The 24966-nt window shown below is 65.5% G+C and carries 25 protein-coding genes and 1 pseudogene; 13 read left to right on the top strand and 13 right to left on the bottom strand.

What is annotated here, in order from left to right; genetic code table 11:
* The 6 genes and pseudogenes from V6M50_RS06605 to V6M50_RS06580 form a co-directional block, all read right to left on the bottom strand.
* Positions 1-119 (bottom strand): annotated as a pseudogene (locus tag V6M50_RS06605) (S-(hydroxymethyl)glutathione dehydrogenase); the annotation flags it as partial.
* Between the two features lie 31 nt (positions 120-150).
* On the bottom strand, positions 151-1530 hold the full coding sequence (locus tag V6M50_RS06600) for an L-serine ammonia-lyase (protein WP_332817764.1): 1380 nt from the start codon (positions 1528-1530) through the stop codon (positions 151-153).
* A gap of 62 nt (positions 1531-1592) precedes the next feature.
* On the bottom strand, positions 1593-2207 hold the full coding sequence (locus tag V6M50_RS06595) for a superoxide dismutase (RefSeq protein WP_332817763.1): 615 nt from the start codon (positions 2205-2207) through the stop codon (positions 1593-1595).
* Positions 2208-2334: 127 nt separating this feature from the next.
* Entirely contained in the window at positions 2335-4020 is a 1686-nt protein-coding gene (locus tag V6M50_RS06590; protein WP_332817762.1) for a cisplatin damage response ATP-dependent DNA ligase, read from the bottom strand.
* Positions 4017-5030, bottom strand: coding sequence for a ligase-associated DNA damage response exonuclease (locus V6M50_RS06585; RefSeq protein ID WP_332817761.1), 1014 nt, complete (start codon positions 5028-5030; stop codon positions 4017-4019). The genes V6M50_RS06590 and V6M50_RS06585 overlap by 4 nt, the downstream gene beginning before the upstream one ends.
* Before the next feature lie 150 nt (positions 5031-5180).
* Positions 5181-6659 (bottom strand): sensor histidine kinase, encoded by a 1479-nt coding sequence (locus tag V6M50_RS06580; RefSeq protein WP_332817760.1) that lies wholly within the window; start codon positions 6657-6659, stop codon positions 5181-5183.
* 277 nt (positions 6660-6936) lie between these two features.
* On the opposite strand from V6M50_RS06580, the gene V6M50_RS06575 reads away from it, so the two are divergent.
* Complete coding sequence (locus tag V6M50_RS06575) at positions 6937-7731, top strand: response regulator (protein ID WP_332817759.1); 795 nt, start codon at positions 6937-6939, stop codon at positions 7729-7731.
* Between the two features lie 6 nt (positions 7732-7737).
* Here the strand turns inward: V6M50_RS06575 and V6M50_RS06570 are convergent, their stop codons facing one another.
* Positions 7738-8355 carry a sigma-70 family RNA polymerase sigma factor gene (locus V6M50_RS06570; RefSeq protein ID WP_332817758.1) on the bottom strand — a complete coding sequence of 206 codons (618 nt, stop codon included), beginning with the start codon at positions 8353-8355 and terminating at the stop codon, positions 7738-7740.
* Positions 8356-8560: 205 nt separating this feature from the next.
* Here V6M50_RS06570 and V6M50_RS06565 point away from each other — a divergent pair, with 205 nt between their 5' ends.
* The 4 genes from V6M50_RS06565 (at position 8561) to V6M50_RS06550 (ending at position 11520) form a co-directional block, all read left to right on the top strand.
* Positions 8561-8812, top strand: coding sequence for a NepR family anti-sigma factor (locus tag V6M50_RS06565; protein WP_332817757.1), 252 nt, complete (start codon positions 8561-8563; stop codon positions 8810-8812).
* Positions 8812-9447, top strand: coding sequence for a sigma-70 family RNA polymerase sigma factor (locus tag V6M50_RS06560; RefSeq protein ID WP_332817756.1), 636 nt, complete (start codon positions 8812-8814; stop codon positions 9445-9447). The genes V6M50_RS06565 and V6M50_RS06560 overlap by 1 nt, the downstream gene beginning before the upstream one ends.
* 77 nt (positions 9448-9524) lie before the next feature.
* Positions 9525-10718, top strand: a complete 1194-nt coding sequence (locus tag V6M50_RS06555; RefSeq protein ID WP_332817755.1) for a PQQ-dependent sugar dehydrogenase — start codon at positions 9525-9527, stop codon at positions 10716-10718.
* Between the two features lie 52 nt (positions 10719-10770).
* A complete protein-coding gene (locus V6M50_RS06550; protein WP_332817754.1) occupies positions 10771-11520 on the top strand; it encodes an esterase/lipase family protein in 750 nt (249 codons plus the stop codon).
* On the opposite strand, the gene V6M50_RS06545 is transcribed toward V6M50_RS06550, so the two are convergent.
* The 3 genes from V6M50_RS06545 to V6M50_RS06535 form a co-directional block, all read right to left on the bottom strand.
* Complete coding sequence (locus V6M50_RS06545; RefSeq protein ID WP_332817753.1) at positions 11517-12035, bottom strand: GNAT family N-acetyltransferase; 519 nt, start codon at positions 12033-12035, stop codon at positions 11517-11519. The two genes, V6M50_RS06550 and V6M50_RS06545, sit on opposite strands and share 4 nt — an antisense overlap.
* Positions 12036-12269: 234 nt before the next feature.
* Entirely contained in the window at positions 12270-12698 is a 429-nt protein-coding gene (locus V6M50_RS06540; protein WP_332817752.1) for a VOC family protein, read from the bottom strand.
* 67 nt (positions 12699-12765) lie between these two features.
* Positions 12766-13248, bottom strand: coding sequence for a GNAT family N-acetyltransferase (locus V6M50_RS06535; RefSeq protein WP_332817751.1), 483 nt, complete (start codon positions 13246-13248; stop codon positions 12766-12768).
* A 52-nt stretch (positions 13249-13300) separates the two neighbouring features.
* Here V6M50_RS06535 and V6M50_RS06530 point away from each other — a divergent pair, with 52 nt between their 5' ends.
* From V6M50_RS06530 to V6M50_RS06515, 4 genes are all read left to right on the top strand, one after another.
* Positions 13301-13759: an RrF2 family transcriptional regulator gene (locus V6M50_RS06530; protein ID WP_332817750.1), complete on the top strand. Its 459-nt coding sequence runs from the start codon at positions 13301-13303 to the stop codon at positions 13757-13759.
* Complete coding sequence (locus V6M50_RS06525; RefSeq protein ID WP_332817749.1) at positions 13752-14447, top strand: class I SAM-dependent methyltransferase; 696 nt, start codon at positions 13752-13754, stop codon at positions 14445-14447. Before V6M50_RS06530 ends, V6M50_RS06525 begins: the two co-directional genes overlap by 8 nt.
* 85 nt (positions 14448-14532) lie before the next feature.
* The gene (locus tag V6M50_RS06520; RefSeq protein WP_332817748.1) at positions 14533-15864 is read left to right on the top strand and encodes a S41 family peptidase; all 1332 of its coding nucleotides are present in this window, start codon (positions 14533-14535) and stop codon (positions 15862-15864) included.
* Positions 15848-16336 (top strand): MarR family winged helix-turn-helix transcriptional regulator, encoded by a 489-nt coding sequence (locus tag V6M50_RS06515; RefSeq protein ID WP_332817747.1) that lies wholly within the window; start codon positions 15848-15850, stop codon positions 16334-16336. Before V6M50_RS06520 ends, V6M50_RS06515 begins: the two co-directional genes overlap by 17 nt.
* Here V6M50_RS06515 and V6M50_RS06510 read toward each other — a convergent pair.
* Both V6M50_RS06510 and V6M50_RS06505 read right to left on the bottom strand, forming a co-directional pair.
* Positions 16333-16725, bottom strand: a complete 393-nt coding sequence (locus V6M50_RS06510; protein WP_332817746.1) for an acyl-CoA thioesterase — start codon at positions 16723-16725, stop codon at positions 16333-16335. The two genes, V6M50_RS06515 and V6M50_RS06510, sit on opposite strands and share 4 nt — an antisense overlap.
* A gap of 42 nt (positions 16726-16767) precedes the next feature.
* Positions 16768-18018, bottom strand: coding sequence for a threonine ammonia-lyase (locus V6M50_RS06505; protein WP_332817745.1), 1251 nt, complete (start codon positions 18016-18018; stop codon positions 16768-16770).
* 59 nt (positions 18019-18077) lie between these two features.
* Between V6M50_RS06505 and V6M50_RS06500 the strand changes: the two genes are divergently transcribed.
* The 4 genes from V6M50_RS06500 (at position 18078) to V6M50_RS06485 (ending at position 23163) form a co-directional block, all read left to right on the top strand.
* Positions 18078-18956 (top strand): NAD(P)-dependent oxidoreductase, encoded by an 879-nt coding sequence (locus V6M50_RS06500; RefSeq protein ID WP_332817744.1) that lies wholly within the window; start codon positions 18078-18080, stop codon positions 18954-18956.
* On the top strand, positions 18953-20617 hold the full coding sequence (locus tag V6M50_RS06495) for an amidohydrolase (protein WP_332817743.1): 1665 nt from the start codon (positions 18953-18955) through the stop codon (positions 20615-20617). The genes V6M50_RS06500 and V6M50_RS06495 overlap by 4 nt, the downstream gene beginning before the upstream one ends.
* The gene (locus tag V6M50_RS06490; RefSeq protein WP_332817742.1) at positions 20607-21875 is read left to right on the top strand and encodes an FAD-dependent oxidoreductase; all 1269 of its coding nucleotides are present in this window, start codon (positions 20607-20609) and stop codon (positions 21873-21875) included. Before V6M50_RS06495 ends, V6M50_RS06490 begins: the two co-directional genes overlap by 11 nt.
* A 139-nt stretch (positions 21876-22014) precedes the next feature.
* Entirely contained in the window at positions 22015-23163 is a 1149-nt protein-coding gene (locus V6M50_RS06485) for an alpha-hydroxy acid oxidase (protein ID WP_332817741.1), read from the top strand.
* An 84-nt stretch (positions 23164-23247) separates the two neighbouring features.
* Here V6M50_RS06485 and creD read toward each other — a convergent pair whose 3' ends face one another.
* The gene (gene creD, locus V6M50_RS06480; protein WP_443030490.1) at positions 23248-24642 is read right to left on the bottom strand and encodes a cell envelope integrity protein CreD; all 1395 of its coding nucleotides are present in this window, start codon (positions 24640-24642) and stop codon (positions 23248-23250) included.
* Between the last annotated feature and the right edge of the window lie 324 nt (positions 24643-24966).

Here is a 24966-nt window from a genome sequence, read left to right as displayed (position 1 = left end):
CAGATGCCCGTCGCCATGATCTCGACCAGCACCTCGCCCGCCTTCGGCCCCTCAAGGTCGAGCTCGACAATCTCGAGCGGCTTCTTCGCTTCGAACGCAACGGCGGCGCGGGTCTTCATGGCACGAGTCTCCTTAGGTCTGCTCGCGCTATCAGCACTCCACGACGCTGACCGCAAGCCCACCCTTCGACGTTTCCTTATATTTGTCGCGCATGTCGCGACCGGTTTGCAGCATCGTCGCGATCACCGTGTCGAGGCTGACGACATGCGTGCCGTCGCCGATCATCGCGATGCGGCTCGCGTCGATCGCCTTGATCGCCCCCATCGCGTTGCGTTCGATGCACGGGATTTGCACCAGCCCGCCGATCGGGTCGCAGGTGAGGCCGAGATTATGTTCCATGCCGATCTCGGCGGCATTTTCGACCTGCGCGTTGGTGCCGCCGAGCGCCGCGGTCAGCCCCGCCGCCGCCATCGAGCAAGCCACGCCGACCTCGCCCTGGCAACCGACCTCGGCGCCCGAGATGCTGGCATTGCGCTTGTAGAGCGCGCCGACCGCGCCCGCCGCGAGCAGGAAGGTGCGCACGCCGGCGTCGTCGCCGCGATAACCGCGCCGGTAAAAGCGGATCACCGCGGGGATGATCCCCGCGGCGCCGTTGGTCGGCGCGGTGACGACCTTGCCGCCCGCGGCATTTTCTTCGTTCACCGCCATCGCCCACAGGTTGATCCAGTCCATCATCGCCAGCGGGTCGGTCAGATTCGCCTCGTGGCGATTGCGGATGTCGGCGGCGATCTGCGGCGCACGGCGCTTGACCTTGAGCCCGCCGGGCAGGATTCCGGTGCTGCAGCAGCCGGCGTCGATCGACGCGTCCATCGCCCCCGCAATCGCGTCGAGACCCGCCTCCACTTCTTCGAGCGGTCGATGAACCAACTCGTTTTCGAGCATCATCTCGGCAAAGCTCTTGCCCGACGCGGCGCCCATGGTGAGCAGGTCGGCGCCCGAGGTGAAAGCGAAGGGCAATTCGACCTCGTCCTCGGCGCCGCGGCTGTTGCGCCCCGCCTCGTCCTCGTCGACGACGAAGCCGCCGCCGATCGAGAAATACATGCGCTTGGCAAGAATCTCGCCGTCGCCGTCGCGCGCGGTGAAACTCACGGCATTGCTGTGAAAGGGCTGGCGCTGACGCATCTGGAAATGAAGGTCGCGCGCGGGCTGGAAACGGACGCGCTGGCGACCGAGCAGATAGAGAAAGCCCTCGCTGGTCGCGCGGTCCCAATGCGCCTGGATCGCAGCGAGGCTGGTGGATGCGGGAATTTCGCCCGCGAGACCCGCAACGACCGCCGTATCGGCGGCGTGCCCCTTGCCGGTCAGCGCGAGCGAGCCGTAAAGGTCGGCCTCGACATGCGCAGTGTTGCCCAGCAGCGCCTGCTCGTCGAGCCAGACGGTGAAACGCCGCGCCGCGACCATCGGGCCCACGGTATGCGAGCTCGACGGTCCGACACCGATTTTGAAAAGTTCGAAGAGGCTGATGGTCATGGCGGCGCTATAGAAGACGCGCCGCCATGAGGATAGGACATCAAGGCCAGATTATTTCTTGGTCAGACCGGATAGGTCCAGGTCGTCTCGCGCGCGAAATTTTCCGCCGCGAAATCCCAGTTGAGCAGCTCGTCGACAACCGCGTCGACATAGGCCGGACGCAGATTCTTGCGGTCGATATAATAGGCATGCTCCCACACATCGATCACGATCAGCGGCTTGATGCCCAAGGTCAATTCGGTGCCGGCGTCGTGCGTGTCGGTAACCGACAGCGTGCCGTCGCGCGAGACGAGCCACGCCCAGCCCGACGCGAAATGGTTGACCGCTGTTTCCTTGAGCTTCTTCTTGAGGTCGTCCGGCGAACCGAAATCGCGCTCGATCGCCGCGAGCAGGTCGCCCTTGGGTGCGGTCTTTTCGGGGCTCAGGCTGTTCCAGTAAAAGGCATGGTTCCACGACTGGGCGGCATTGTTGAACAATCCCTTGTTCCCCGCACCCTCGGCATGGTGGACGATTTCCTCGAGCGACTTGCTGGCCAGCTCGGTGCCTTCGATCGCGGCGTTGACCTTGTCGACATAGGCCTTGTGATGCTTGCCATGATGCGTCGCCAGCGTGTCGGCCGAAATATGCGGCTCGAGCGCGTCCTGCTTATAGGGCAGCGGGGGAAGAGCGATCGTCATGGCAGTCTCCATTTTGTTTTGAGGGGTTTGCGGCCTTAAACTCGGTATCGGGGCCCGGGGTTGCAACCCTGTGACGGCAAATTTTCCGCCTCTAAAGCCCCTCCCCTTCAGAGGAGGTCTTTTTCCTTCAGGTCACCATCGCCTGTAAGGTCGCGATCCGGTCAGCCTCTTCGGCGGGTTTGTCGCGGCGGATGCGCGCGATGCGCGGGAAGCGCATCGCGAGCCCCGACTTGTGACGCTTCGACGCATGGATCGAATCGAAGGCGACTTCGAGCACGAGCGACTTTTCGACCTCGCGCACCGGGCCGAAGCGGTTCAGCGTGTTGTCGCGCACGAACTTGTCGAGCCATTTGAGCTCCTCATCGGTGAAGCCCGAATAGGCCTTGCCGACGGGCAGCAATTCGCCCGCGTCGGACCAGCAGCCGAAGGTGTAATCCGAATAGAAGCTCGCGCGGCGGCCGTTGCCGCGCTGCGCGTACATCATCACGCAATCGGCGGTGAGCGGGTCGCGCTTCCATTTATACCAGAGCCCTGCGCGACGCCCCGCGACATAGGGCGCATCGCGGCGCTTGAGCATCACCCCCTCGATCGCCGCATCGCGCGCACCCGCGCGGCGCTCGGCGAGGTCGTCGAAGTCCTTCGCGTCGATCACCTGCGACAGGTCGAAATGGCTGTCGGCGAGGCGCAGTACGAACGCCTCCAGTTGCCGCCGCCGCTCGGTCCAAGGCAGGTTCCGCAGATCGTTTCCATCCACCGCGAGCAGGTCATAGACGCGCACGAACGCCGGATAGTCGACGAGCATCTTCTTCGACACATTTTTGCGCCCGAGCCGCTGCTGCAACGCGTTGAAGCTCGCGGCCCCTCCTTGGCTTTCTGGCCCGCCCTGCACCTCGCCGCGCACGAGCAGTTCGCCATCGATCACCGCATCCTGGTCGAACGCCGCGACGAGTTCGGGAAAGGCGCCGCCGATCTCTTCGCCGCCGCGGCTGTAGATCCGCGTCTCGCTGCCGCCGCGCACGATCTGGACGCGAATACCGTCCCATTTCCATTCGGCGGCATAGTCGGCGAGGTCGACGCTTTCCCCTTCGAGCGGATGCGCGAGCATGAAGGGGCGGAAGAAAGCGACGTCCGCCAAATCGGGACGTTCGGCGCGTCCTTCGCCCCACGCGAAGAGCGGCGCATAGGGGGGCGGGATCGCGTGCCATAGCTCCTCGACATCGTCGACGGGCACCTCGAACGCCTGCGCAAACGCCTGTTTGGCGAGCCGCGCCGATACCCCGACGCGCATGCCGCCCAAGGCGAGTTTGAGCAGCGCATAGCGCCCATCGGCGTCGAGCCGGTCGAGCAGCGACGCAACGATTGCGGGGGCATCGCTGCGGGTGGCGGCTGAGAGGGCGTCGACGGCTTCGGCGACCGAAATAGAAATCCGTTTGTCCTGAGGAGCCCCTGAGCTTGTCGAAGGGGCGTCTCGAAGGGCCGCTGCAGGTGGTTCGAGACGCGCCTTCGCCGGGCTCAATCGCTCCTCACCACGAACGGGATTCGACTCCGGCCAGAGCAGCGCCGCAGTCTCCGCGGTATCGCCGACGAAGTGCCGCGACAGCCGGAACAATTCCTCATCGACCCGCGTCGCGAGCAACGCCCGCACCGTCCCTGCCTTCACCGCCGGAAAATCGAGGCTCTCGGTCAGCGCCGCGATTGCCCAGCCCCGATCCGGGTCCGCCGTGTGCCGCAGATAATCGACAATCAGCGCGAGCTTGGTATTACGCGAGCGTGTGTAGATGAGCCGATCGATGAGAGCCGCAAAGCGCTTCACGCCTCTTCCTCCAGGTCGCGGCCCACCAGATGCAGCGCACGCGCCTTGCGCTGGTGGAGTTCGCACCAGCGCAGCAGCCCCTCCTCGCTGCCATGGGTGATCCAGCTTTCCTTGGGGTTCACCTCGGCAATCGTTGTCGTCAGTTCGTCCCAGTCGGCATGGTCCGAAATCACCAGCGGCAGCTCGACCATCCGCTGCCGCGCGCGCTGGCGCACGCGCATCCAGCCCGACGCCATCGCGGTCACCGGATCGGGCAGCCGCCGCGACCAGCGGTCGTTCAGCGCCGAGGGTGGCGCCAACACAATCTGCCCCGCCATCTCGGCCTTGTAGGCTTCGCCGACGAACCTGAGATCGCCGAGGTCGACGCCATGCACCGCGTAAAGCTGGCACATTTTCTCGAGCGCACCATGGATATAGATGGGCGCATCCCATCCCGCCGCGCGCAACTCCGCGATCACGCGCTGCGCTTTGCCCAGCGCATAGGCACCCACGAGCACCGCCCGGTCGGGCTCGGCACGCACCGCGCCGATCAGCTTGGCGATCTCGTCCTCGGTCGGCGGGTGGCGAAACACCGGCAACCCAAAAGTCGCCTCGGTGATGAAGATGTCGCACGGCACGACCTCGAACGGCGCGCAGGTCGGGTCGGGGCGCCGCTTGTAATCGCCGGTGATGACGATCCGCTCGCCCCGATATTCCATCAATATCTGCGCACTGCCGAGCACATGTCCCGCGGGATGGAAGCTGAAGCGCACCCCGCCGCGCTCGAACCCGTCGCCATATTCGAACGCCTGATTATGGCTCGCCGCCGCATCGACACCGTAGCGCAGCGCCATGATCGCCAGCGTCTCTGCGGTCGCGAACACAGCGCCATGCCCGCTGCGCGCATGGTCGGCGTGGCCGTGGGTCACCGCAGCACGCTCGACGGGCCGCGACGGGTCGATCCACAGGTCGGCGGGCTTCACATAGAGCCCGCCCGGATGCGGTTCGAGCCAGGGCTTCGCCTTCGCCATCAGGCTACTTCGACCGTCCAGGGCCGAATCAGAATTGGCGCATCACTCATCCCGTCCGCATAGCATATCGAACAAAAAAGGAACAAATCGCCGAAGCGTTAGGGTCCGTACTCAATTATCGCGCCGTCGCGCGGTAATTGAGTACGGACCCTAAGCCTCGCGCCAGCGCGCGGGCAGCGCGATATCGACGACCAGCCCCGTCGGCTCCCAGCGCCGTTCGATCGTGCCGCCCAGATTGTTGCGCACGCTGCGTTCCATCAGCAAGGTGCCGAAACTGGTGCGATCGGGGGCGACCACCACGTCCTTGCCGCCGCTTTCGGCCCAGGTCAGGCGGAACAGGCGCGGCTCGCTATCCTCGGGATCCTGCGACCAACGCACCTCGACGCGTCCCCCTTCGCTCGTCAACGCGCCATGCTTGGCCGCATTGGTCGCGAGCTCGTTGAACAGCAGCGCCATCGCGACCAGCGCGTTTTCGGGAAGCAGCAGGTCGGGGCCCGACCAGCGGATGCGTGAAAAGGCGGCCTCGACCTCGCGCATCAGCGCGTGCATCGACCCGGTCATGAAATTGGCGCCGAGCAGCACATTTTGCGCGCGGTTGAGCGCGTCCAATCGGCTGCTGATCCGTTCGACATAATCGTCGACGTCGCGCGCGGCGTGGCGGGTCAACGAGATGATCGCGCTGACCGTCGCGAACAGATTGCGCATCCGGTGATGCAGCTCGCGCATCAGCAGATTGGCATTTTCCTGCCGGCTCTTCTGTTCGGTGATGTCGATGCTGACCCCGGTCAGCATGGCATCGTCCGACCGCACGTCCCAGTCGCCGCGCACGGCATTCCAACGCACCCCCCTTTCGGGATTCAAAACCCGATATTCGGCCGCATAGGGCGTGCCGTTCGCGATCGATTCCTCGAGTATCGCGCGCAGCGCCGCGCGGTCGTCGGGGTGGACAAGGCCGAAAAAGCCGTTGCCGGTCGCCAGCATCGTCTCGAAACCCGAACCCCATAGTTCGGCGCCGGCGCCCTGGGTGCGCAGGCGATCGGTCCGCGCGTCATATTGCCATGTCGCGATGCCCGAAAAATCCAGCGCGCGTTCGAGCGCCCGGCGCGCCTCGTCGCGCTCGGCGCCGATCCGGCGCAGGTCCGCTTCGGCCATGATGATCCCCGCGAAATCCTCCAACCGCTCGAGTTCGACGGTGGTCAAGGGCCCGCGCTCCTCGCGGTCGATCACGCAAAGGCTGCCGAGGATCGCGCCATTATAGGCGCGCAGCGGCACCCCGGCATAGAAGCGGATATGAAGATCGCCGGTCACCAGCACATTATCGCGAAAGCGCGGGTCACCCAGGACGTCGCTGACCATCACCGGCCGCTCCTCGGCGATGACATATTGGCAAAAGCTCATCTCGCGCGGGGTTTCGGAGGTGTCGAGGCCATAGGCCGATTTGAACCATTGGCGGCAATCGTCGACCAGCGACACCAGCGCGATCGGCACGCCGAACAGCTCGGCGACCATTTTCGTCACCCGGTCGAAGGCCGGCTCGGGTGCGGTGTCCATGATCCGATATTCGCGAAGCGTATCGAGGCGCAGGCGTTCGGCCCGCGCCGCGACATCCTCGTCTCTCTCGTTCGCCAAGCCGCGCCCCTCGTTTTCTGTCGATGGCGCCGAGCCCTCTTCGCTCATTGCCCAGGGCCGCTCTGCCATGAATATGGTCCCTACAAAAGCATGCTGGCCATGCGATAAGGAAAGTAGTGCAATTCCACCTGCTTACGCCATGACCCGTCGCGTCCCGGCTGACTCTACGCACCATCGCGCGACAAGTTGCAGCCGCCCGCGCCGCATTTCGAACCCGAGCCGGGGGAACCGACCCATGTCGGGACGCGTATGATTGGCGTCAGAGGGAGGAATATTGATGACATTGGGTGAAGAAATCCGCGGACATCTGCCCTTCCTGCGCCGCTATGCGCGCGCGCTGACGGGCAGCCAGCAGCATGGCGACAATTTTGTCCATGTCCTGCTGGAAGTGATCGTTGCAGCGCCCGAGGAATTTCACAGCGGCCACGGCACGCGGATCGACCTTTATCGCGGTTTTCACCGGATCTGGGAAAGCGCCTATATCGACGACGGCGAAGGCAGCGACGACGGCGAGAATCCGCTCGTCCGCGCCGCGAACCAGCGCCTGGCGCAAATGACCCCGCTCGGCCGTCAGATCCTGTTGCTCACCGCGCTCGAAGGCTTTTCGGTCGAAGAGGCCGGATTGATCACCGGAACCGATAGCGTGACCGTCGAAACACTGCTCACCGATGCGGTCGGCAACCTCGACCGCGAATCGCCGACCTCGGTGCTGATTATCGAGGACGAACCGCTGATCGCGATGGAACTCGAAGCGATCGTCCGCGCCCTCGGCCATCGCGTCGCCGGGATCGCGACGACGCACGACGACGCGATCGCTGCTTTCGAGGCGACCGATGCCGGGCTGGTGCTCGCCGACATCCAGCTCGCCGACGGGTCCTCGGGGATCGACGCGGTGCAGGACATATTGGCGTTGGCCCCCGTGCCCGCGATTTTCATCACCGCCTTTCCCGAACAATTGCTGACCGGTGGACGGGTCGAGCCGACCTTCCTGATTTCGAAGCCGTTCCATGAAAATACCGTGCGCGCGGCGATCAGCCAGAGCTTGCTCTTCACGCCGCAACTCGCGGCCTGATTCGGCTCAATCCCCGCTCGGGCCGTTCGCGGTCAACTGGTCGACGTCGTCCATGATCGACTGGAACACGTCGCTCGACGGCAGCTGATCGGTGCTACGCCGCGGCATTTCGCCGCTTTCCAATATCGTCTGCAACGCCGCGCGGCCGCGCGACACGCGGCTTTTCATCGTCCCGACGGCGCAGCCGCAGATCGCGGCGCCTTCCTCATAGGACAGCTGCCCCGCGCCGATCAGCACCAGCGCCTCGCGCTGGTCGACGGGCAGCATCATCAGCGCACGCTGCACATCGGCGAGGTGCAGGCTGTCGTCCTGGTCGTCGGGCGCAACGAGCAGGCGTTCGGCCGCCAGCTCGTCATATTCGGCGGTGAATTTCTTGCGCCGCATCTGCGACAGGAAACAGTTGCGCAGGATGACGAACGCCCAGCTTTTCATGCTGGCGGGCCCCGGCACATATTGCGCGCGCGCCTTCCACGCCTTCAACATCGTTTCTTGCACCAGGTCGTCGGCAAGGTCGGCATTGCCGGTCAGGCTGCGTCCGAACGCACGCAGGTGGGGCAGCATGGCCGCCAATTCCTGCTTGAAGCTGGCATCGTCGAGCGGTTGGGGCGTTTGGTCGCTGGTCACACAGTCCTGATCGGTTGGGCGCCCTGAAGCGCCGCTGAATGGAGATAGGGCTTAGCGGGTTGAATCCCTTATGGGAACCGAAAGCGCACCCAAGAAGGCAGCAACCGCCCGGCGCCGCGCCGCCCGCTGTGCTTTTGGCGCAACACCATTCATCGCAAAATCCGATGGCGGGGGAACCAGCGGCGATTCCCGTCGTTGCTCCGTCATGGCTACGCAAGGCAACAACAGGATGAACGGCAAGGGCACCCCGCACCCGATCACCGATGCGCCGCATCGCCAGGGTAGCTTTCCCGGTACTGGTAGCGATCAGTGGCACCGCACCCTGACAGGTCGACAGGCGCCCGAGCCCGTCAGCGCGAAGCTGCGCCTGATCTATGGCAACATCGTCGCCGAACAATTGCCCGACAATATGCTCGACCTTCTTTCCCAGCTCGATCAGAAAAGCTCGAAGCAATAATGACCGGACCCACCGCTGCGGCCCCGCCGCAGACCGAAAACAGTCTGTCCGATACTGAATTCAAGACGCTGCTCGCCAGCGTCATCCCCCATTTGCGCGCCTATGGCCGCAGCCTGTCGGGCAGCCCCGACCTTGCCGACGATCTGACGCAGGACACGATGGTCAAGGCTTGGGCGTCGCGCGACCGGTTCGAGCGCGGGACGTCGATCAAGGCGTGGACTTTCGTCATCCTGCGCAACACTTTCCTGTCGCAGATGCGCCGCAACAAGTTTCGCGGCGAATATGACGAGAGCGCGGTCGAGCGCACGCTGTCGACCCCGGCCAGCCAGGAAGACAGCGGCGAGATGGCCGACCTGCAGCGCGGCCTGATGGAATTGCCGCAGGACCAGCGCGAGGCGCTGATCCTCGTCGGCGCCGGGGGCATGTCCTATGAGGAAGCCGCGCAAATTTGCGACTGCGCGCTCGGCACGATGAAAAGCCGTGTTTCGCGGGCCCGCGCCGCGCTCGAGGAAATCATGAACAGCGGCCAGTTTTCGCAGAAACGCGCCGATGCGCCGCCCGCGAGCGAGGCGGTCGATGCGATCATGGACAGCGTCGAGACGATCACCGCGCGGCGCGAAGCGGCGAACCGCTAAACCGCGCAAGGCCTCTCGACTTTGCCACGGCACCGCGTCAGATTGCCGCGTCCTTCCCCAGCAAAGCGAGCCGTCCGATGAAGAATTTGCCGCACCTTGCCCTGATCGCCGCGCTTGCCGTCGCCGCCTGTACGGCCGCGCCCGCGTCGTCCGAAGCCGCACCCGCCGATACCGCGAAGCTCGACGCCTCGGGCGCGCAGCCCGCGGCGCCGCTCGCCGACGCCCCCTTCACGGTCCAGGAAATCGCGAGCTTCGATGAACCTTGGGCGATGACCTTTGTCCCCGGCACCCGCGCCGCGCTGATCACCGAGAAAGCGGGCAAGCTGAAACTGTGGCAGGAGAGCGGCCCGACGCTCGACGTCGCGGGCGTCCCGACGGTCGCCTATGGCGGCCAGGGCGGCTTCGGCGACGTCATCGTCGCCCCCGATTTCGCGGCCACCGGCACCATCTATCTCAGCTGGATCGAACCCGGCGAAGGCGGCACCTATGGCGCGGTCGTCGGCATGGCAAAGCTGGTGCAGGGCGCGGCGCCAAGGCTGGAGGGGCTCAGGACGATCTGGACCCAGTCACCCAAGGTCAGCGGTCGCGGCCATTATTCGCACCGCCTCGCCTTCTCGCCCGACGGCAAATATCTGTTCATCGGTTCGGGCGAGCGGCAGAAATTCGACCCGGCGCAGGACATGAAGGCCAATCTGGGCAAGATCGTCCGCTTGAACCCCGACGGCAGCGTCCCCGCCGACAACCCCTTCGCCGGCGCCAAGGATTCAGAGGGGGGCGGTGTCACCGCACAGATCTGGTCGCTCGGCCACCGCAATATCCTCGGCCTCGCGTTCGACGGCACGGGCAAGCTGTGGAACCAGGAAATGGGGCCGAAGGGCGGCGACGAGGTCAACCTGGTCGCGGCCAAGGCCAATTTCGGCTATCCGATCGTGTCGAACGGCGACCATTACGACGGCAAGGATATTCCCGACCACCCGACCCGCCCCGAATTCGCGGCGCCGAAGCTGTGGTGGAATCCGTCGGTCTCGCCCGCGGGGCTCGTCTGGTATGGCGGCGATGCCTATCCCGGCTGGAAGAACAGCCTCTTGATGGGCGCCCTGTCGGGGGAAGGGCTGATCCGCATGGCCGTCGACGGCGACAAGCTGCACAAATCCGATCGCTGGGATTTCGGCACCCGTATCCGCGAGGTCGAGGTGCGAGGCGACGGAACGGTGTGGCTGCTCATCGATGGCGCGGATGGCAAGCTGGTGAAGCTGGTTCCAAAGAAATAGCGCCTAACCCAATCCCTTTCGCCGGGGAACGATGATGACTATATCGCCCCCCATGATCCGCGGTTTCCTCACCCGGCGCGCCGAATGGCCCGCGCGCATTCCCGACCCCGACGCGCCGCCGCCGCTGACGCTGCTGTGGCGCGAGATCGGGGCGCTGGCGCGCGCCATCACCGGGCGCATCCGCGCGATGCCGCCCGAGCCCAATCCCGACAGCGAGCATCCGCCGGTGATGGTGCTGCCCGGCTTCCTGTCGGGCGACTGGGCGACCAAGGCGCTGCGCGCCGACCTGCGCCGTGCGGGCTTTCGCTGCTACGCCTGGGGCCTCGGCTTCAATCGCGGCGCGACCCCCGATATCATCGAACGCATCGACACCCGCGTGCAATGGATCATCGATCGCACCGGCTATGCCCCCGCGCTCGTCGGGTGGAGCCTCGGCGGCATCTATGCGCGCGAATATGCCAAGCATCATCCGGGCAAGGTCGCGCGTGTCGTCACGCTCGGTTCACCCTTTTCGGGCAGCCGCCGCGCCAACCGCGCGTGGCGCCTGTATCACCTTGTCGCGCGCCATCCGGTCGACAATCCGCCGATCGATTTCCACCCGGCGCCGCGCCCCGAAATGCCGACCTTCGCGCTGTGGTCGAAACATGATGGCGTCGTCGCGGTGAGCAGCGCGCGCGGCCAGCCGCACGAAAGCGACCGGCAGGTCGAGGTCGACTGCGGCCATATGGGCTTCGCATATGCCCCCACCTCGGTCGCCGCGATCGTCAAGGCGCTGATCGAAGAGGTCGCGTCGCCCACCTAACACACGTCGATGCGATAGGCGGGCGCGGCGCGCCACGACAGTAGCATCCGTCCGGGACGCCGCCCCGCCAGCCCCGTCGACACAAAGCCGACCCGCCGCAACAGCGCGCGCGACCGATCATTGTCGGGATGGCACTCGGCGACGATCGAGCAGCCGGGCCGTGTCGAAACGAGCGCATCGACGACCGCGCGCACCGCTTCGGTCGCAATGCCGCGTCCGCGAGCGCGCGCGGCGAACCAGTAACCGATCTCATATTCATGGCCTCTGCGGCGGTGGACGCCGATCACGCCATTGAGATCGAGTCCGCGCGCGTCGCGCACCGCATGAAACACATCGCCACCGCCCGACCCGGCGATCAGCGCGCGGGCGTCGCTTTCGGTGAAGGGTGCAGGCAGGAAATGGACCTGCGACGTCACCGTCTCGTCGGTGATCATCGACAGCGCGCGCGCATCATCGGCATAAAGCGGGGTGATGCGGCAATGGTCGGTCGACAGGGCAAGCAAGGTATCGGTCATGTCGCGTCTTCTTCAAAAAGCGCACGCCGTGACCGGGGGTTGTGGTGTGATGATGACCATTCGCCTTGTCCGAACACGGCGGCGATGGTCATAGGGTGATGCCATGCCGCTCCTAGGTAAAGGAGCGCCAATATGCCTTGAATCGCAGGGATCGGTCGTTGGTCATCGCGGCCGACCTAACAGCGCGTCGCGCGGCGATCAAGCTCCGCTTGGCGCTGCGACCATGTCCGCGCGCTAGAAGCGGATTTTCACCGACGGCGCGCTGCGCTGATGCTCGCCATGATAGACCGCCTCGATATTATTGCCGGCGGGGTCGAGCAGGAAGGCAGCATAATAGCCCGGATGATAGGGCCGCTCGCCCGGTGCACCATTATCTTCTCCACCCGAGGCCAAGCCCGCGTTGTAAAACGCGTCGACCGTCGCGCGGTCCTTGGCCTGGAACGCCAGATGATGCCGCCCGGTCAGCTTGCCCAGCGCCGCCTCGCTGTCGGCGGTCGACACGAAAAGTTCGTCGACCCAGAAATAATCATCGGCCTCCCCGCCGATCGGCACGCCGAGGATCTCAAAGATCGCGCCGTAAAATTTGCGGCTGGCGGACAAGTCGGCGACGACCAGCTGGATATGGTCGATCAGGCGACCGCGGTGCAGCTCTTGCGTTTCCATGACATCTCTCCATGAGCGAATATCGGACCGCCAAGATACGGCCGCACCCACCGAAAGTTCCCGCGAGCTAGAGCGAGCGGAACATCACCAGCGCATCGACGAAACCCTCCGCCGGATGGTCGAACGCGCCCGGCAGGCGGCCGACCACCTCGAACCCCAGCGACTGCCATAGCCCGACTGCGCGGACATTCGCGCTGACGACGAAGTTGAACTGCATCGCGCGAAAACCCCGCGCTTTCGCATGGTCGATCGAGTGCAGGCCCATCGCGCGCGCCACCCCGCGCCCCGTCGCCGCCGCGCCGGTCACATAGCCCGCGTTGGCGACATGCGCGCCGCCGCCCGTCTGGTTGGCGCGCAGATAATAGGTGCCGAGGATCGCGCCGCCGTCTTCGGCGACGAACGCCTCCTTGTCGGCGCCGATCCAATAGGCGAGCGCATCGGCCTCGCGCATATCGCGGTCGAGCGTCAGGGCTTCGCCTGCGCGGATCACGGGTTCGATGATCGACCAGATTGCGGCGGCGTCGGCGGTTATGGCGGGGCGGATTTGCATGAATGCCGCTCTATGCCTTGACCAGATCATTTCACGCACTATTTAAAGTTACATGAAACGCGACAGCCGACTCTCGGGCGTGCTCCACGTCCTCCTCCACATGGCCGAGCAGGCCCAGCCGATGACTTCGGACCAGCTGGCGAAGGCGATGCAGACGCATCCCGTCGTCATCCGCCGCATCCTCGGCGGGCTGCGCGATGCGGGCTTCGTCCATTCGGAAAAGGGCCATGGCGGCGGCTGGACGATCGCGCGCAATCTGGCCAGCATCACGATGCGCGACGTCTATGACGCGATCGGGGGCCCAAGCCTGATGGCGATGGGCAACCGCACCGAAGCGCCCGGCTGCCTTGTCGAACAGGCGGTCAACGCCGCGCTCGACACCGGCTTTCGCGACGCCGAGGCACTGCTGCTCGCACGCTTCGAACGGGTGACGCTCGCCGAGCTCGCGGCCGACTTTCACGCGCGCATGGCCGCGCGATCCACCAACCCGCAGGAGCATATCCATGGCTGACGGCGCCCAGCATTTCCTCGACAGTTTCAAGGACCCCGCCGCGGTCGCGCGCTATACCGAGGGGCCGCGGCGCTTCGTGCCGGGCCTCGACGGGCTCCACCGCATGACCGGCCTGCTGCTCGCCGAACGGGCGCCGCGCGATGCGCACATCCTTGTCCTCGGCGCCGGCGGCGGCAGCGAACTCAAGGCAATGGCCGAGGCGCATCCGGGCTGGCGGTTCACCGGCGTCGACCCGGCGCGTCCGATGCTCGATCTCGCGGCCGACGTCATGGGCTCGAACGCGCACCGCGCCAACCTTGTCGAAGGCTACATCGACGACGCCCCCGCGGGCCCCTTCGACGGCGCGACCTGCCTTCTCACTCTCCACTTCCTCGGGGTCGAAGAACGTGTCCGCACCGCAGCGGAAATCCGCGCCCGCCTCAAACCCGGCGCACCCTTCGTCGCCGCGCACGGGAGCTTTCCCCAAGGCGAGGGGACACGCGACCGCTGGCTCGACCGCTATGCCGCCTTTGCCATCGCATCGGGCGGCGATCCCGAACAGGTCGCCAAGGGCCGCGAGGCGGTCGCCACGCATGTCGCGATGCTGAGCCCAGAGGCCGACGAAGAGGTCTTGCGCGCTGCGGGTTTCACCGGTGTCGAGCAATTCTACGCGGCCTTCACCTGGCACGGCTGGGTGGCCTACGCCTGACAGGACGCAAATCGGCCCTTGCCCATCGGAACTATACAATATATTGCGCAATATATTGTATATATGAGTCGAAGGCGAAGAATCGATGCTGCATATGAGGAAATTCGGGTCGGCCATGATCGTTGCGGCAGCGTGGTTGTTCGGCGTCGGCGCGACCGGCGACGCGCCGCTCACCGCGGCCGACCGGCAAAGGGTTGTCGCCCAGCTCGGCCGGACGCTCGAGGCTAATTATGTCTTCGCCGACAAGGCGAAGAGCATCGCCGCGACGCTTCGCGCGCATCTCGACAAGGGCGATTATGACGATGCGCACGACAAGGACGCCCTCGCCCGCGCGCTGACCAGGGATCTGCTCGCGGCGAGCAACGATCTTCATTTCTTCGTCGGCGTCGATCCAGCCTTCGCCGCCGACTATGCCGCGCGGAAAGACCCCGCACGCGCCGCCGCATTGCGCGAGACCGAACGGCGTGACGAAGCGCGGACAAATTTCGGCTTTGCCGATCTCCGCCGGCTGGAGGGCAATATCGCCTATGTCGGCCTCTCCCATTTCGCCGATCCCGAACTCGGTTATGACGCCGCCGCCGCCGCGATGCGCTTCATCGAGAACAGCGACGCCGTCATCTACGATATGCGTTATAATAACGGCGGCCATCTCGAGATGGCGCAGCTGCTTGCAAGCCAGCTTTTTCGCGGCGACAAGGACCAGGAGCTGTTCGACTATTACTACAACGACGACGGCCGTCGCGTCGAACGCGGCCAATGGGTGCTTCCCGCCATCCCCGCGAAACGGCTGACCGACAAGCCCGTCTATGTCCTGACATCATCGACCAGCTTTTCGGCGGCCGAATGGTTCGCCTATTCGCTTCACAAGCTCGGCCGCGCGACGCTGGTCGGCGAACGCACCGCGGGCGGCGCGCATCCGGTCGATCGCAAGCCGGTGGGGACCGATTTTTTCGTACAGGTCCCGATCGGCCAGATCCACGACCCCGTCGATCGCGGCGACTTCGAAGGACAGGGCGTCACCCCCGATCATGGCGTCGCATCGGCCGACGCGCTGATCGTCGCGCATCGCCTTGCGTTGGCCGACGTCGCCAAAACCAATCCCGCGAAACAGGCCGACGCCGACTGGTTCGCGCCGCTGCTCGCCGCGCGAGCCCAGCCGGTCCGCTCCGCACCCGCCAACCTCAAGGCGATCGCAGGCCGCTATGAGGGCCGGCGCATCGACATCGTCGACGGCAAGCCCCTCTATACCTGGCGCGAGCGTTTCCGCCTTGAGCTCGAACCGCTGGGCAACGACCTGTTCGCGATTGAGGGCGTCGACGACTTCCGCTTCCACATCGCGCGCAAGGCGGGCAAGATCGTCGCGCTGGAACGCATCAACCGCGATGGAACGACCCAAAGCTATGCCCGCCTCGACTGACAACTCAACTGGCCTCGACGACATTTCCTTCCTCGGCCGGCTCAGCGAAGCGCTGAGCCAGACCATCGAGGACCAGACGCGCGACCTGTTCGATGCGGCGGGCATCGTCATCCCGGTGAAATCCTGTTCGCTCCTCACCGCGCTCGGACAGGCGGGAGAGGCGTCAGCCGCCGAACTCGCGCGAACGCTCGAGCAGTCGCACCAGCTGGTGATCCAGAAATGTCCGGCGCTCGTGCGCCTCGGCCTTGTGACCCAGCATCCCGATCCCGCCGATGCGCGTCGCAAGCTGTTTCGCCTGACCGACAAAGGCCGTGCCCAACTGGCGATGCTCGGCACGTATAGCGAAGAGATTACCGGCGTGTACAAACGACTTTTCGAGGAGACCGGCGATGTGCACGCGATGATATTGAAAACCTTGAAGGCACTCAAAGAGCGGCCTCTTCGCCAGCGCGCCGCGCCGGAGTCGCGCTAATCGAGGAAGGGCGCGACCACGTCGTCCGTCACCCGAAGCGGCCGACCGCTCGCCTTGTCGAGCAGCGCCCATACCGTCCGCGCCCGCACATGCACCTTCCCGTCGGCGCCGGTGAATTCCATAAAGCGGTCGAACTTCGCGCCTTGCGGCTTGTCGGAGACCCATGTCCGCGCGGTCACCCGCTCGCCCGGGCCAAGCGCGCGGAGATAATCGATCTCGTGCCGCACCACGACCCAGATATAGGCGTCCTTGTGGCTCTGCGGCGCCGCCGCGTCCCAATGCCCCGTCGCGACCTGCTGGATCCACTGGACCCAGACGGCATTGTTGACATGCCCCAGCTCGTCGATGGCGTCAGGGGTAGCGGTTAGAGAGAGGGTGAAGTCTTTCATCGGTGGAGCATAGCAAGCCCCTCCCGCGCGCGGGAGGGGAAGTTACGCGAGCTCCACCGTTGTCACCATATAACCCGCATCGCGGAGCGCGGTGACGAGGCTGTCGAGATGCTCGCGATCGCGCGCTTCGCATTCGATGTCGGTGATCAGACCCTTTGCGGGCAGCGTCGTGAAGATACGCTGGTGATAGATTTCGATGATGTTGACCTGCTTCTCGTCAAACAGCTTCATCACCTTGAACAGCGCGCCCGGCCGATCCTGCAGCCGGATGCGCAGGCGCGCGATGCGCCCCGAGCGCGCGAGGTCGCGCAGCAGCACATTGGCGAGCAGGCGCGTGTCGATATTGCCGCCGGTCAGCACCAGGCCCACTTTCCGCCCGGCAAACTCCTCGGGATGCGCGAGCATCGCCGCGAGCCCCGCGGCGCCCGCGCCCTCGACCACCGTCTTTTCGATCTGGAGCAGCAGGCTGACCGCGCGTTCCAGATGACGCTCAGCAACCAGCACGATGTCGTCGTTGAGTTCGGCGACGAGCTTGCGCGTGTAGGCGCCCGGCTCCTTCACCGCGATACCCTCGGCCAACGTGTCGCCCTCGCACGCCATATCGACGCCGTTCAGCGCGGCATACATCGACGGATACAGCTCGGCCTGAACCCCGACGAGGCGCATGTCGTTCTTGATCCCGCGCGCCGCGGTGCCCATGCCCGCGAGCAGCCCGCCGCCGCCGATCGGGACGATCAGCGTGTCGAGCTCGGGCACATCCTCGAGCATTTCGAGCGCGACGGTCCCCTGCCCCGCCGCGACGTGCGGGTGGTCGAAGGGATGGACGAAGGTCAGCCCCCGCTCGACTTCCAGCTCGCGCGCATGCGCATAGGCATCATCGAACTTCTCGCCGAACAGCACGATCGTGGCGCCGTGGCTCGCGGTCTGCGACACTTTCACCTGCGGCGTCGTGCTCGGCATCACGATGGTGACGGGAACGCCGAGACGCTTGCCATGATAGGCGAGCCCCTGCGCATGATTGCCCGCCGACGCCGCGATCACGCCGCGCGCGCGCGCTTCCTCGTCCATCAGCAGCAGCGCGTTCAAAGCGCCGCGTTCCTTATACGCCGCGGTGAATTGCAGATTCTCGAACTTCAGCCAGACCTCGGCGCCGACCATCTCGGACAGGGTCTGCGAATGGAGCGTCGGCGTCCGCACGACCGCGCCGTTAATTCGCCCCGCCGCCGCGCGCACATCGTCCAATGTGATCGCCGGAAAATCGGCGGCGGCGGTCAGGGTGAGTTGATCTGTCATAACGGCAAGCGCACTAGCCTATCTGGCGCGCTGCGCAAACTATGCTTATGGACCTGGTCATGAGCGAACAAAAATTGCGCATCAGCTTCATCGGCACCGGCGTCATGGGCGGACCGATGGCAGGCCACCTCGTCAAGGCGGGCCACGACCTCACCGTTTACAACCGCACGCGCGCCAAGGCCGACGCCTGGGTCGCGCAATATGGCGGCGCGGCGGCGGCCACGCCCGCAGAGGCCGCAAGCGACGCCGATGTCGTCCTGACCTGTGTCGGCAACGACGACGATTTGGCGCAGGTCACGCTCGGCCGCGACGGCGCGTTCAAGGCGATGCGCAAGGGGGCGCTGTTCATCGATCACACCACCGTCTCGGCACGAATCGCGCGCCAGCTTTCGGTCGAAGCCGAAGGGCTGGGCTTGCTTTGCGTCGACGCTCCGGTCTCGGGCGGCGAAGCGGGCGCGCAGAACGGCACGCTCTCGATCATGTGCGGCGGCACCAAGGCCGCGTTCGAAACCGCCGAGCCGGTAATGCGCGCCTATGCCGCGCGCATGGTGCATATCGGCGGCCCCGGCGCGGGCCAGACGACCAAGATGGTCAACCAGATCGCGATTGCCGGCGTCGTTCAGGGGCTCTCCGAAGCCTTGCGTTTTGCGCAGGCATCAAAGCTCGACACCGATAAGGTATTCGAAGCCGTGTCGGGCGGCGCCGCGGCGAGCTGGCAGATGCTCAACCGCTGGGGCACGATGGCGAAAGATGAGTTCGACTTCGGCTTTGCGGTCGACTGGATGCGCAAGGACCTCGGCCTCGCGCTCGACGAAGCGCGGGTCAACGGCGCGACGCTGCCGGTCGCGAGCCTCGTCGACCAATTTTACGCCGATGTGCAAAAGGCCGGCGGCGGACGAAAGGACACCAGCTCGCTCGTGACGAGGATTCCGAAGTGAAGCGCCTCGCTCTGGCATCGTTGGCGCTTCTTCTCGCCGCTCCCGCGCACGCCGACACGCTCGTCGACAACGTCAACGGCATCACGCTCGACAAGGACGGCAAACTCGTCCGTTTCACCGGTCTCGTCATCGATACGCAGGGCAAGGTCAAGCAGCTGCTCGACCGCAAGGACAAGCGCCCCGAACGCCCCGATTTCAAGGAAGACGGCAAGGGCCGCACGCTGATCCCGGGCCTGATCGACGCGCACGGTCATATCATGGGTCTGGGCTTCCAGCTCATGCTGCTCGACCTGTCGAACACCAACAGCCTCGCCGAGGCGCAGGCGGCGATCCGCAAATATGCCGCCGACAATCCCGAAATGCCGTGGATCATCGGCTCGGGCTGGAATCAGGAAAAATGGGGCCTCGGCCGTTTCCCCACCAGTGCCGACCTCGACGCCGCGGTGCCGAACCGCCCCGTCTGGCTCGAGCGCGTCGACGGCCATGCCGGCTGGGCGAACACGGCGGCGATGACCGCCGCGAAGATCACGCCCGCGAGCAAGTCGCCCGAGGGCGGTCGCATCGAAATGGAGGGCGGCAAGCCAAGCGGCGTTTTCGTCGACGCCGCGATGAGCCTCGTCGACAGCGCCAAGCCCAAGCCGCTCGCGCGCGACCTCGACCGCGCGCTCTATCTGGCGCAGCAGAAGCTGCTCGAACAGGGTATCACCGCGATCGCCGACATGGGAACGAGCATCGCGGACTGGCAGGCCTATCGCCGCGCGGGCGACAAGAAACAGCTCGCCGTGCGCATCCTGAGCTATGGCGGCGACATCGACAATATGGCGATCATCGCGGGGTCCGAACCGACGCCGTGGCTCTACGACGACCGCCTCCGCATGGTCGGGGTGAAGCTCTACCTCGACGGCGCCTTGGGATCGCGCGGCGCCTGGCTGAAGGCGCCGTACAGCGATGCGCCGGGACAGAAGGGCCTGCCCCTCCTCACCCCCGCGCAGCTCCGCAACAAGATGGTGCGCGCGTCGATGGACAGGTTCCAGGTTGCGATCCACGCGATCGGCGACGCGGCGAATGCCGAGGCGCTCGACGCGATCGCCGACCTCACCGCCGACCTGCCCGGCGAGCGCCGCTGGCGCATCGAACATGCGCAGATCATCGACCCCGTCGACATCCCGCGCTTCGCGCAATTGAAGGTCATCGCGTCGATGCAGCCCGTCCACCAGACGAGCGACCGCACAATGGCCGAAGCGCGCCTCGGCCCCGATCGCCTCAAAGGTGCCTATGCGTGGCGCAGTCTTGAAAAAGCGGGCGCTCGCCTCGCCTTCGGCTCCGACGTGCCGGTCGAAAGCGCGAACCCCTTCCCCGGCATCGCCGCCGCGATCTCGCGCACCGACGCCAAGGGCGAGCCCTTCGGCGGCTGGCGCCCCGAGGAAATCGTGACCCGCGAAACCGCGCTCGACGGCTTCACCCGCACCGCGGCTTTCGCCGGTTTCGCCGAAGACCGCATCGGCACGCTGATGCCCGGGATGCGCGCCGACTTTCTGATCGTCGAGGCCGACCCGATGCTCGCCAGCCCCGACGAAATTCGCAAGATGACCCCGCTCGAAACGTGGATCGGCGGCTATCGCTATTACAAGAAGAACGAGGGCGCGACCGTTGGCCGCTGACGTGCCGACCCGCCGCGCGCTGCTCACGGGGCTCGCCGCGCTGCCCGTCGCCGCGACGGCCGCCGCGGCCGAGCGCAAGGAACGCAAGCCGAAGAAGCGAAAACCCGCCAAGCCCAGGATCCAGCATGTCGACGTCGCGATCATCGGCGCGGGCGTGTTCGGCGCATGGACCGCGTGGCATTTGCTGCGCGCGGGCAAGAGCGTGCGCCTCTTCGACGCCTATGGCGCGGGCCACGCACGCGCCTCGTCGGGCGGCGAGAGCCGCGTCATCCGCATGGGATACGGCGCCGACATCATCTATTCGGAAATGGCGCGCGACTCGCTCAAATATTGGAAAGACCTCTCCGACACCGCGAGCGCGCCGATCTTTCACAACACCGGCGTCCTCTGGTTCGCCCCGCAGGGCGACGCCTACACCGCGCAATCGCTCGCCTGGCTACAAGCGAACCGCGTCGGCCACGAACAGGGCGACGTCAGCTGGCTGCAGAATAAATATCGCCAGATCCAATTCTACCAGGGCGAAACCGGCATCCTCGAAACCGAGGCCGGCGCCCTGATTGCAGCGCGCGGCGTGCAGGAAGTCATCGCCGACGCGCAGATCGAGGTCGAACGCGTCGTCATGCCCGCACCGCTGTTTTCGAAACGGATCAAGAAACACACGCTCCCCGACGGCGGCACCGCCGATCATCTTGTCTACGCCGCCGGGCCGTGGCTCGCCGAGCTGTTCCCGCAGCAGCTGATGAACAAAGTCGTCGCGACGCGGCAGGAAGTCTATCACTTCGGCGCGCCGCAGGGCGACACGCGCTTTGCGTCGCCCGAGCTGCCCGTGTGGGCCGACTTCAACAACGGCCGCATCGTCTATGGCATCCCCGACCTCGAAGGCGCGGGATTCAAGATCGCGATCGACGTCCATGGCCCGGTGGTCGATCCCGACACGATGGAGCGGCAGCTTTCCCCGGCGGGGATCGCTGAGGCGCGCGCCTATCTCACGCAACGCTTTCCCGGTCTCGCCAACGCGCCGCTGATCGGCGGGCGCGTCTGCCAATATGAGAATAGCTCGAACGGCGATTATCTGATCGACCGCTTCCCGGGACAGGATCGCGTCTGGCTCGTCGGCGGCGGGTCGGGGCACGGGTTCAAGAACGGGCCTGCGGTCGGCAAGCGCGTCGCCGCGCATATCCTCGACCCGAAGCTCGCCGTCGAACCGCGCTTCAGCTTTGCGACCAAGGGCAGTGTGGCGGCGCGGACGGTCTTTTAAATTCGTCATTGCGAGCGCAGCGAAGCAATCCAGAGTTGCGTAAACCGCTCTGGATTGCTTCGCTCGCGCAACGCGCGAGTTTATCCTGAGCGCCTGCAAGGCAGTCGAAGAGCTCGCAATGACGGGGAATAGGGCCAGCATGAAACTCACCGACTGCCACAATATCGACGACTTCCGCGCGCTCGCGAAGCGGCGTCTGCCGTGGCCGGTGTTCGATTATATCGACGGCGCCGCCGACGATGAGGTCACCCGCCGCCGCAACCGCGAAGCCTTCGATAGCTGCGACCTCATCCCGCGCGTCCTCGCCGGGGTCGAAAGCGTCGACATGCGCACGACCTTGTTCGGGCGCGAGATGGTGATGCCACTCTTCCTCTCGCCAACCGCGCTCCAGCGCCTCTTCCACTGGCAGGGCGAACGCGCAGTGCTGCGCGCCGCCGCGAACGCCGGCACCGTCGCGGGCATCTCGAGCCTCGCGACGATCAGCCTCGCCGAAGCGGGTGCGCTCACCGATGGCCCCAAGCTGTTCCAGCTCTATGTCCACCACGACGAAGGGCTCAACCGCGCGATGCTCGATGCCGCGCGCGACGCCAAATTCGACGCGGTCGCGCTCACCGTCGACACGATCGTCGGCGGCAACCGCGAACGCTGCCTACGCTCGGGCTTCACCTCGCCCCCGCGCTTCACGGCACGGAACATGCTCTCCTACGCCGCCAAGCCCGGCTGGGGGTTAAACTATATGCTGCGCGAGAAATTCAGCCTGCCGAACCTCGCCACGCATGTCTCCGAAGGGTCGAGCGTCCCCAAATCGGTCGCCGAATATTTCACCTCGATGCTCGACCAGAGCCTCGACTGGAAACGCGCCGAGGCGATCCGCAAGCAGTGGGACGGCCCCTTCTGTTTGAAGGGCATCGTCGCGGTCGAGGATGCGAAGCGCGCCGCCGACATCGGCGCGACCGCGATCATGGTGTCGAACCATGGCGGGCGGCAATTGGACGGCAGCATTTCGCCCTTCGACGCGCTCGCCGAGATCGTCGACGCGGTCGGCGACAGGCTGGAAGTCATCTGCGACGGCGGCATCACGCGCGGGACGCATGTGCTCAAAGCGCTGTCGGTCGGCGCGAAGGCGTGCTCGGGCGGGCGGCTTTATCTCTACGCGCTCGCCGCGGCGGGCGAGGATGGCGTCGCGCGCGCGCTCGCGCTGCTCCGCACGGAGATGGAGCGGGGGATGAAATTGATGGGGGCCAGGACCCTGTCGGATCTCGGCCCCCAAAATCTGCGCTGGCGGTAGCCGGATGATGTGAACCCCGGCGAAAGCCGGGGCCCACGGAGGTTTGTGCTCGGTTTCTGGGCCCCGGCCTTCGCCGGGGTTCACCTAGGCGGCAACCTCATCCTTCTTGCCGATCCCGCCCCAGTCGATGTTGCGCGTCATGTACATCACCCCGGCAAGGGCGAAGAACATCAGCACCGAACCGATGAGCAGCGAATAGGCCTCGAGGTTCAGCAGCACATAAAGCAGCGCATATAGCCCGATGAGCATCGCCGCGAGGAAGCGCGCGCGTTTCCAGCTTTTCAGCACCGCCGCGCTATAGAAAGCGAGCAGCCCGATGATCGCTGCCGACGCCAGCATATAGGCGAAGGTGAAACCGATCACCTCGGCAAAGGCGAGCAGCAGCACGAAGAACAGCACCAGCGCGACGCCCGTCAGCAAATATTCGGCCGGTGCCACCCGCGCGCCCGCGATGATGTCGAACATCAAAAAGGCGACGAAGGTGAAGCCGATGAACAGGAAGCCATATTTGATGCTGCGGTCGACCTGGCTGTACAGGTCGACGGGCTCGATCAGGCTGATTGCCACCGCCTTGGCGGTGCCGCCCGACGCTTCGGCCGTGCTCCCGTCGTTCGCGGCCGCCATCTCGACGGACGCATCCATATAGGCATCGCGCCGGCCATAATTGGTCGTGACGGGCGGCGAGAGGTCGCCGGTCAGCACCTGCGCCTGTCCGAGTGCGAGGTTCGGGATCGCATAGGTCGCGGTGAAGCCGCTTCCCTTCACATCGCGTTTCGCGGGCAGGAAATCGCCGCCGAAGCTCGGGTTCGGCCAAGTGGATTTCACCGTCCAGCGCGTATCGACCCCGCGCGGGATCAGCTTGAAATCGCCGAGCCCGCGCACGCCGATCCTGTAATCGACCTTCAGCGGCGCCGCGGCGGTCCAGTCGACGAAGGCGAAGGTGCCCGAATTGCCGGTCGAGAGCAGCCCTTTGCCGGGCTGAAGCGCGAGCGGGGTGCCGTTGACCGCGAGACTGTTGCCGTCGACGAGCCCGCGCGCGTCGCTGACGCCGAGGCGCACCTCGGCGCGGTCGAGCATCAATGCCTCGCGCGCCACGCCAAAGCGCGCGATGTCGGCAGGCAGCGCGAAATCGGCGCTTCCCGAAATCTGGCTTTCATATACGACAGTCTCGTAAATCGCCTTCTTCCGCTTTTCGGGCTTGATGACGACATCGGCCTTGTTCGATTGCGGCGAGAGATAGAGGTTGCGGATCGTGTCCACCGTCCGCGTGACGTCCTTGCCATTTTCGGTGACCGTGGTCGTTTCGGTGGCGCGATAGGGGATGACGATTACCGGCCCGGCGATCGTCTGTTGCCCGCCCCAGCCCTGGCCGATCGAGGCTTGTGCGGTTTCGGCCTGCTGCTGGCGATCCCAGAGCAGGCCATAGATCATGAGGAGGGGAACCATCAGCGCGACCGCAATGAGCACCGCGATGACCAGCTTGACGCCGGGACTTCGCTCGCCGCGCGCCGGAGGATTTGGGGGCGGGACGGGAGGAACGGAAACGCTCTGAGAAGCTTGAGACGCTTGAGCCATGGGGGAATACTCTCCGACTTCTTCAATTGGTCGACGGATTTGCACGGTTCGTCGACATCGTCAAGCGCGTTGCGTTGAAGCGCCTGCGTGCGCCGCGCGCACGAAAAAGGGGGCGGCCTCCCCCGAAGCCGCCCCCTTAGCGCGTGGTCGCTGACCCGCTAGGCGATCAGAAAGATGCGCCCAGCGTAAAGACCACGGTTGGATCGTAAAGCGTGTCGAGCGCCTTGA

It is taken from the genome of Sphingopyxis sp. (genome assembly GCF_036675685.1).
In the GTDB taxonomy this organism is placed as follows: Bacteria; Pseudomonadota; Alphaproteobacteria; order Sphingomonadales; family Sphingomonadaceae; genus Sphingopyxis.
This window is presented reverse-complemented; position numbering and strand designations above follow the sequence as displayed.

Bases quoted from the DNA above. Each gene is read 5' to 3' on its own strand.
- V6M50_RS06530 (WP_332817750.1), top strand. From the start codon at position 13,301: ATGAAACGCGACAGCCGACTCTCGGGCGTGCTCCACGTCCTCCTCCAC.
- V6M50_RS06500 (WP_332817744.1), top strand. From the start codon at position 18,078: ATGAGCGAACAAAAATTGCGCATCAGCTTCATCGGCACCGGCGTCATG.
- V6M50_RS06540 (WP_332817752.1), bottom strand. From the start codon at position 12,698: ATGGAAACGCAAGAGCTGCACCGCGGTCGCCTGATCGACCATATCCAG.
- V6M50_RS06510 (WP_332817746.1), bottom strand. From the start codon at position 16,725: ATGAAAGACTTCACCCTCTCTCTAACCGCTACCCCTGACGCCATCGAC.
- V6M50_RS06555 (WP_332817755.1), top strand. From the start codon at position 9,525: ATGAAGAATTTGCCGCACCTTGCCCTGATCGCCGCGCTTGCCGTCGCC.
- V6M50_RS06565 (WP_332817757.1), top strand. From the start codon at position 8,561: ATGGCTACGCAAGGCAACAACAGGATGAACGGCAAGGGCACCCCGCAC.
- V6M50_RS06520 (WP_332817748.1), top strand. From the start codon at position 14,533: ATGCTGCATATGAGGAAATTCGGGTCGGCCATGATCGTTGCGGCAGCG.
- V6M50_RS06550 (WP_332817754.1), top strand. From the start codon at position 10,771: ATGATCCGCGGTTTCCTCACCCGGCGCGCCGAATGGCCCGCGCGCATT.
- V6M50_RS06485 (WP_332817741.1), top strand. From the start codon at position 22,015: ATGAAACTCACCGACTGCCACAATATCGACGACTTCCGCGCGCTCGCG.
- V6M50_RS06505 (WP_332817745.1), bottom strand. From the start codon at position 18,018: ATGACAGATCAACTCACCCTGACCGCCGCCGCCGATTTTCCGGCGATC.
- V6M50_RS06515 (WP_332817747.1), top strand. From the start codon at position 15,848: ATGCCCGCCTCGACTGACAACTCAACTGGCCTCGACGACATTTCCTTC.
- V6M50_RS06600 (WP_332817764.1), bottom strand. From the start codon at position 1,530: ATGACCATCAGCCTCTTCGAACTTTTCAAAATCGGTGTCGGACCGTCG.
- V6M50_RS06535 (WP_332817751.1), bottom strand. From the start codon at position 13,248: ATGCAAATCCGCCCCGCCATAACCGCCGACGCCGCCGCAATCTGGTCG.
- V6M50_RS06525 (WP_332817749.1), top strand. From the start codon at position 13,752: ATGGCTGACGGCGCCCAGCATTTCCTCGACAGTTTCAAGGACCCCGCC.
- V6M50_RS06560 (WP_332817756.1), top strand. From the start codon at position 8,812: ATGACCGGACCCACCGCTGCGGCCCCGCCGCAGACCGAAAACAGTCTG.
- V6M50_RS06575 (WP_332817759.1), top strand. From the start codon at position 6,937: ATGACATTGGGTGAAGAAATCCGCGGACATCTGCCCTTCCTGCGCCGC.
- V6M50_RS06545 (WP_332817753.1), bottom strand. From the start codon at position 12,035: ATGACCGATACCTTGCTTGCCCTGTCGACCGACCATTGCCGCATCACC.
- V6M50_RS06595 (WP_332817763.1), bottom strand. From the start codon at position 2,207: ATGACGATCGCTCTTCCCCCGCTGCCCTATAAGCAGGACGCGCTCGAG.
- V6M50_RS06585 (WP_332817761.1), bottom strand. From the start codon at position 5,030: ATGGCGAAGGCGAAGCCCTGGCTCGAACCGCATCCGGGCGGGCTCTAT.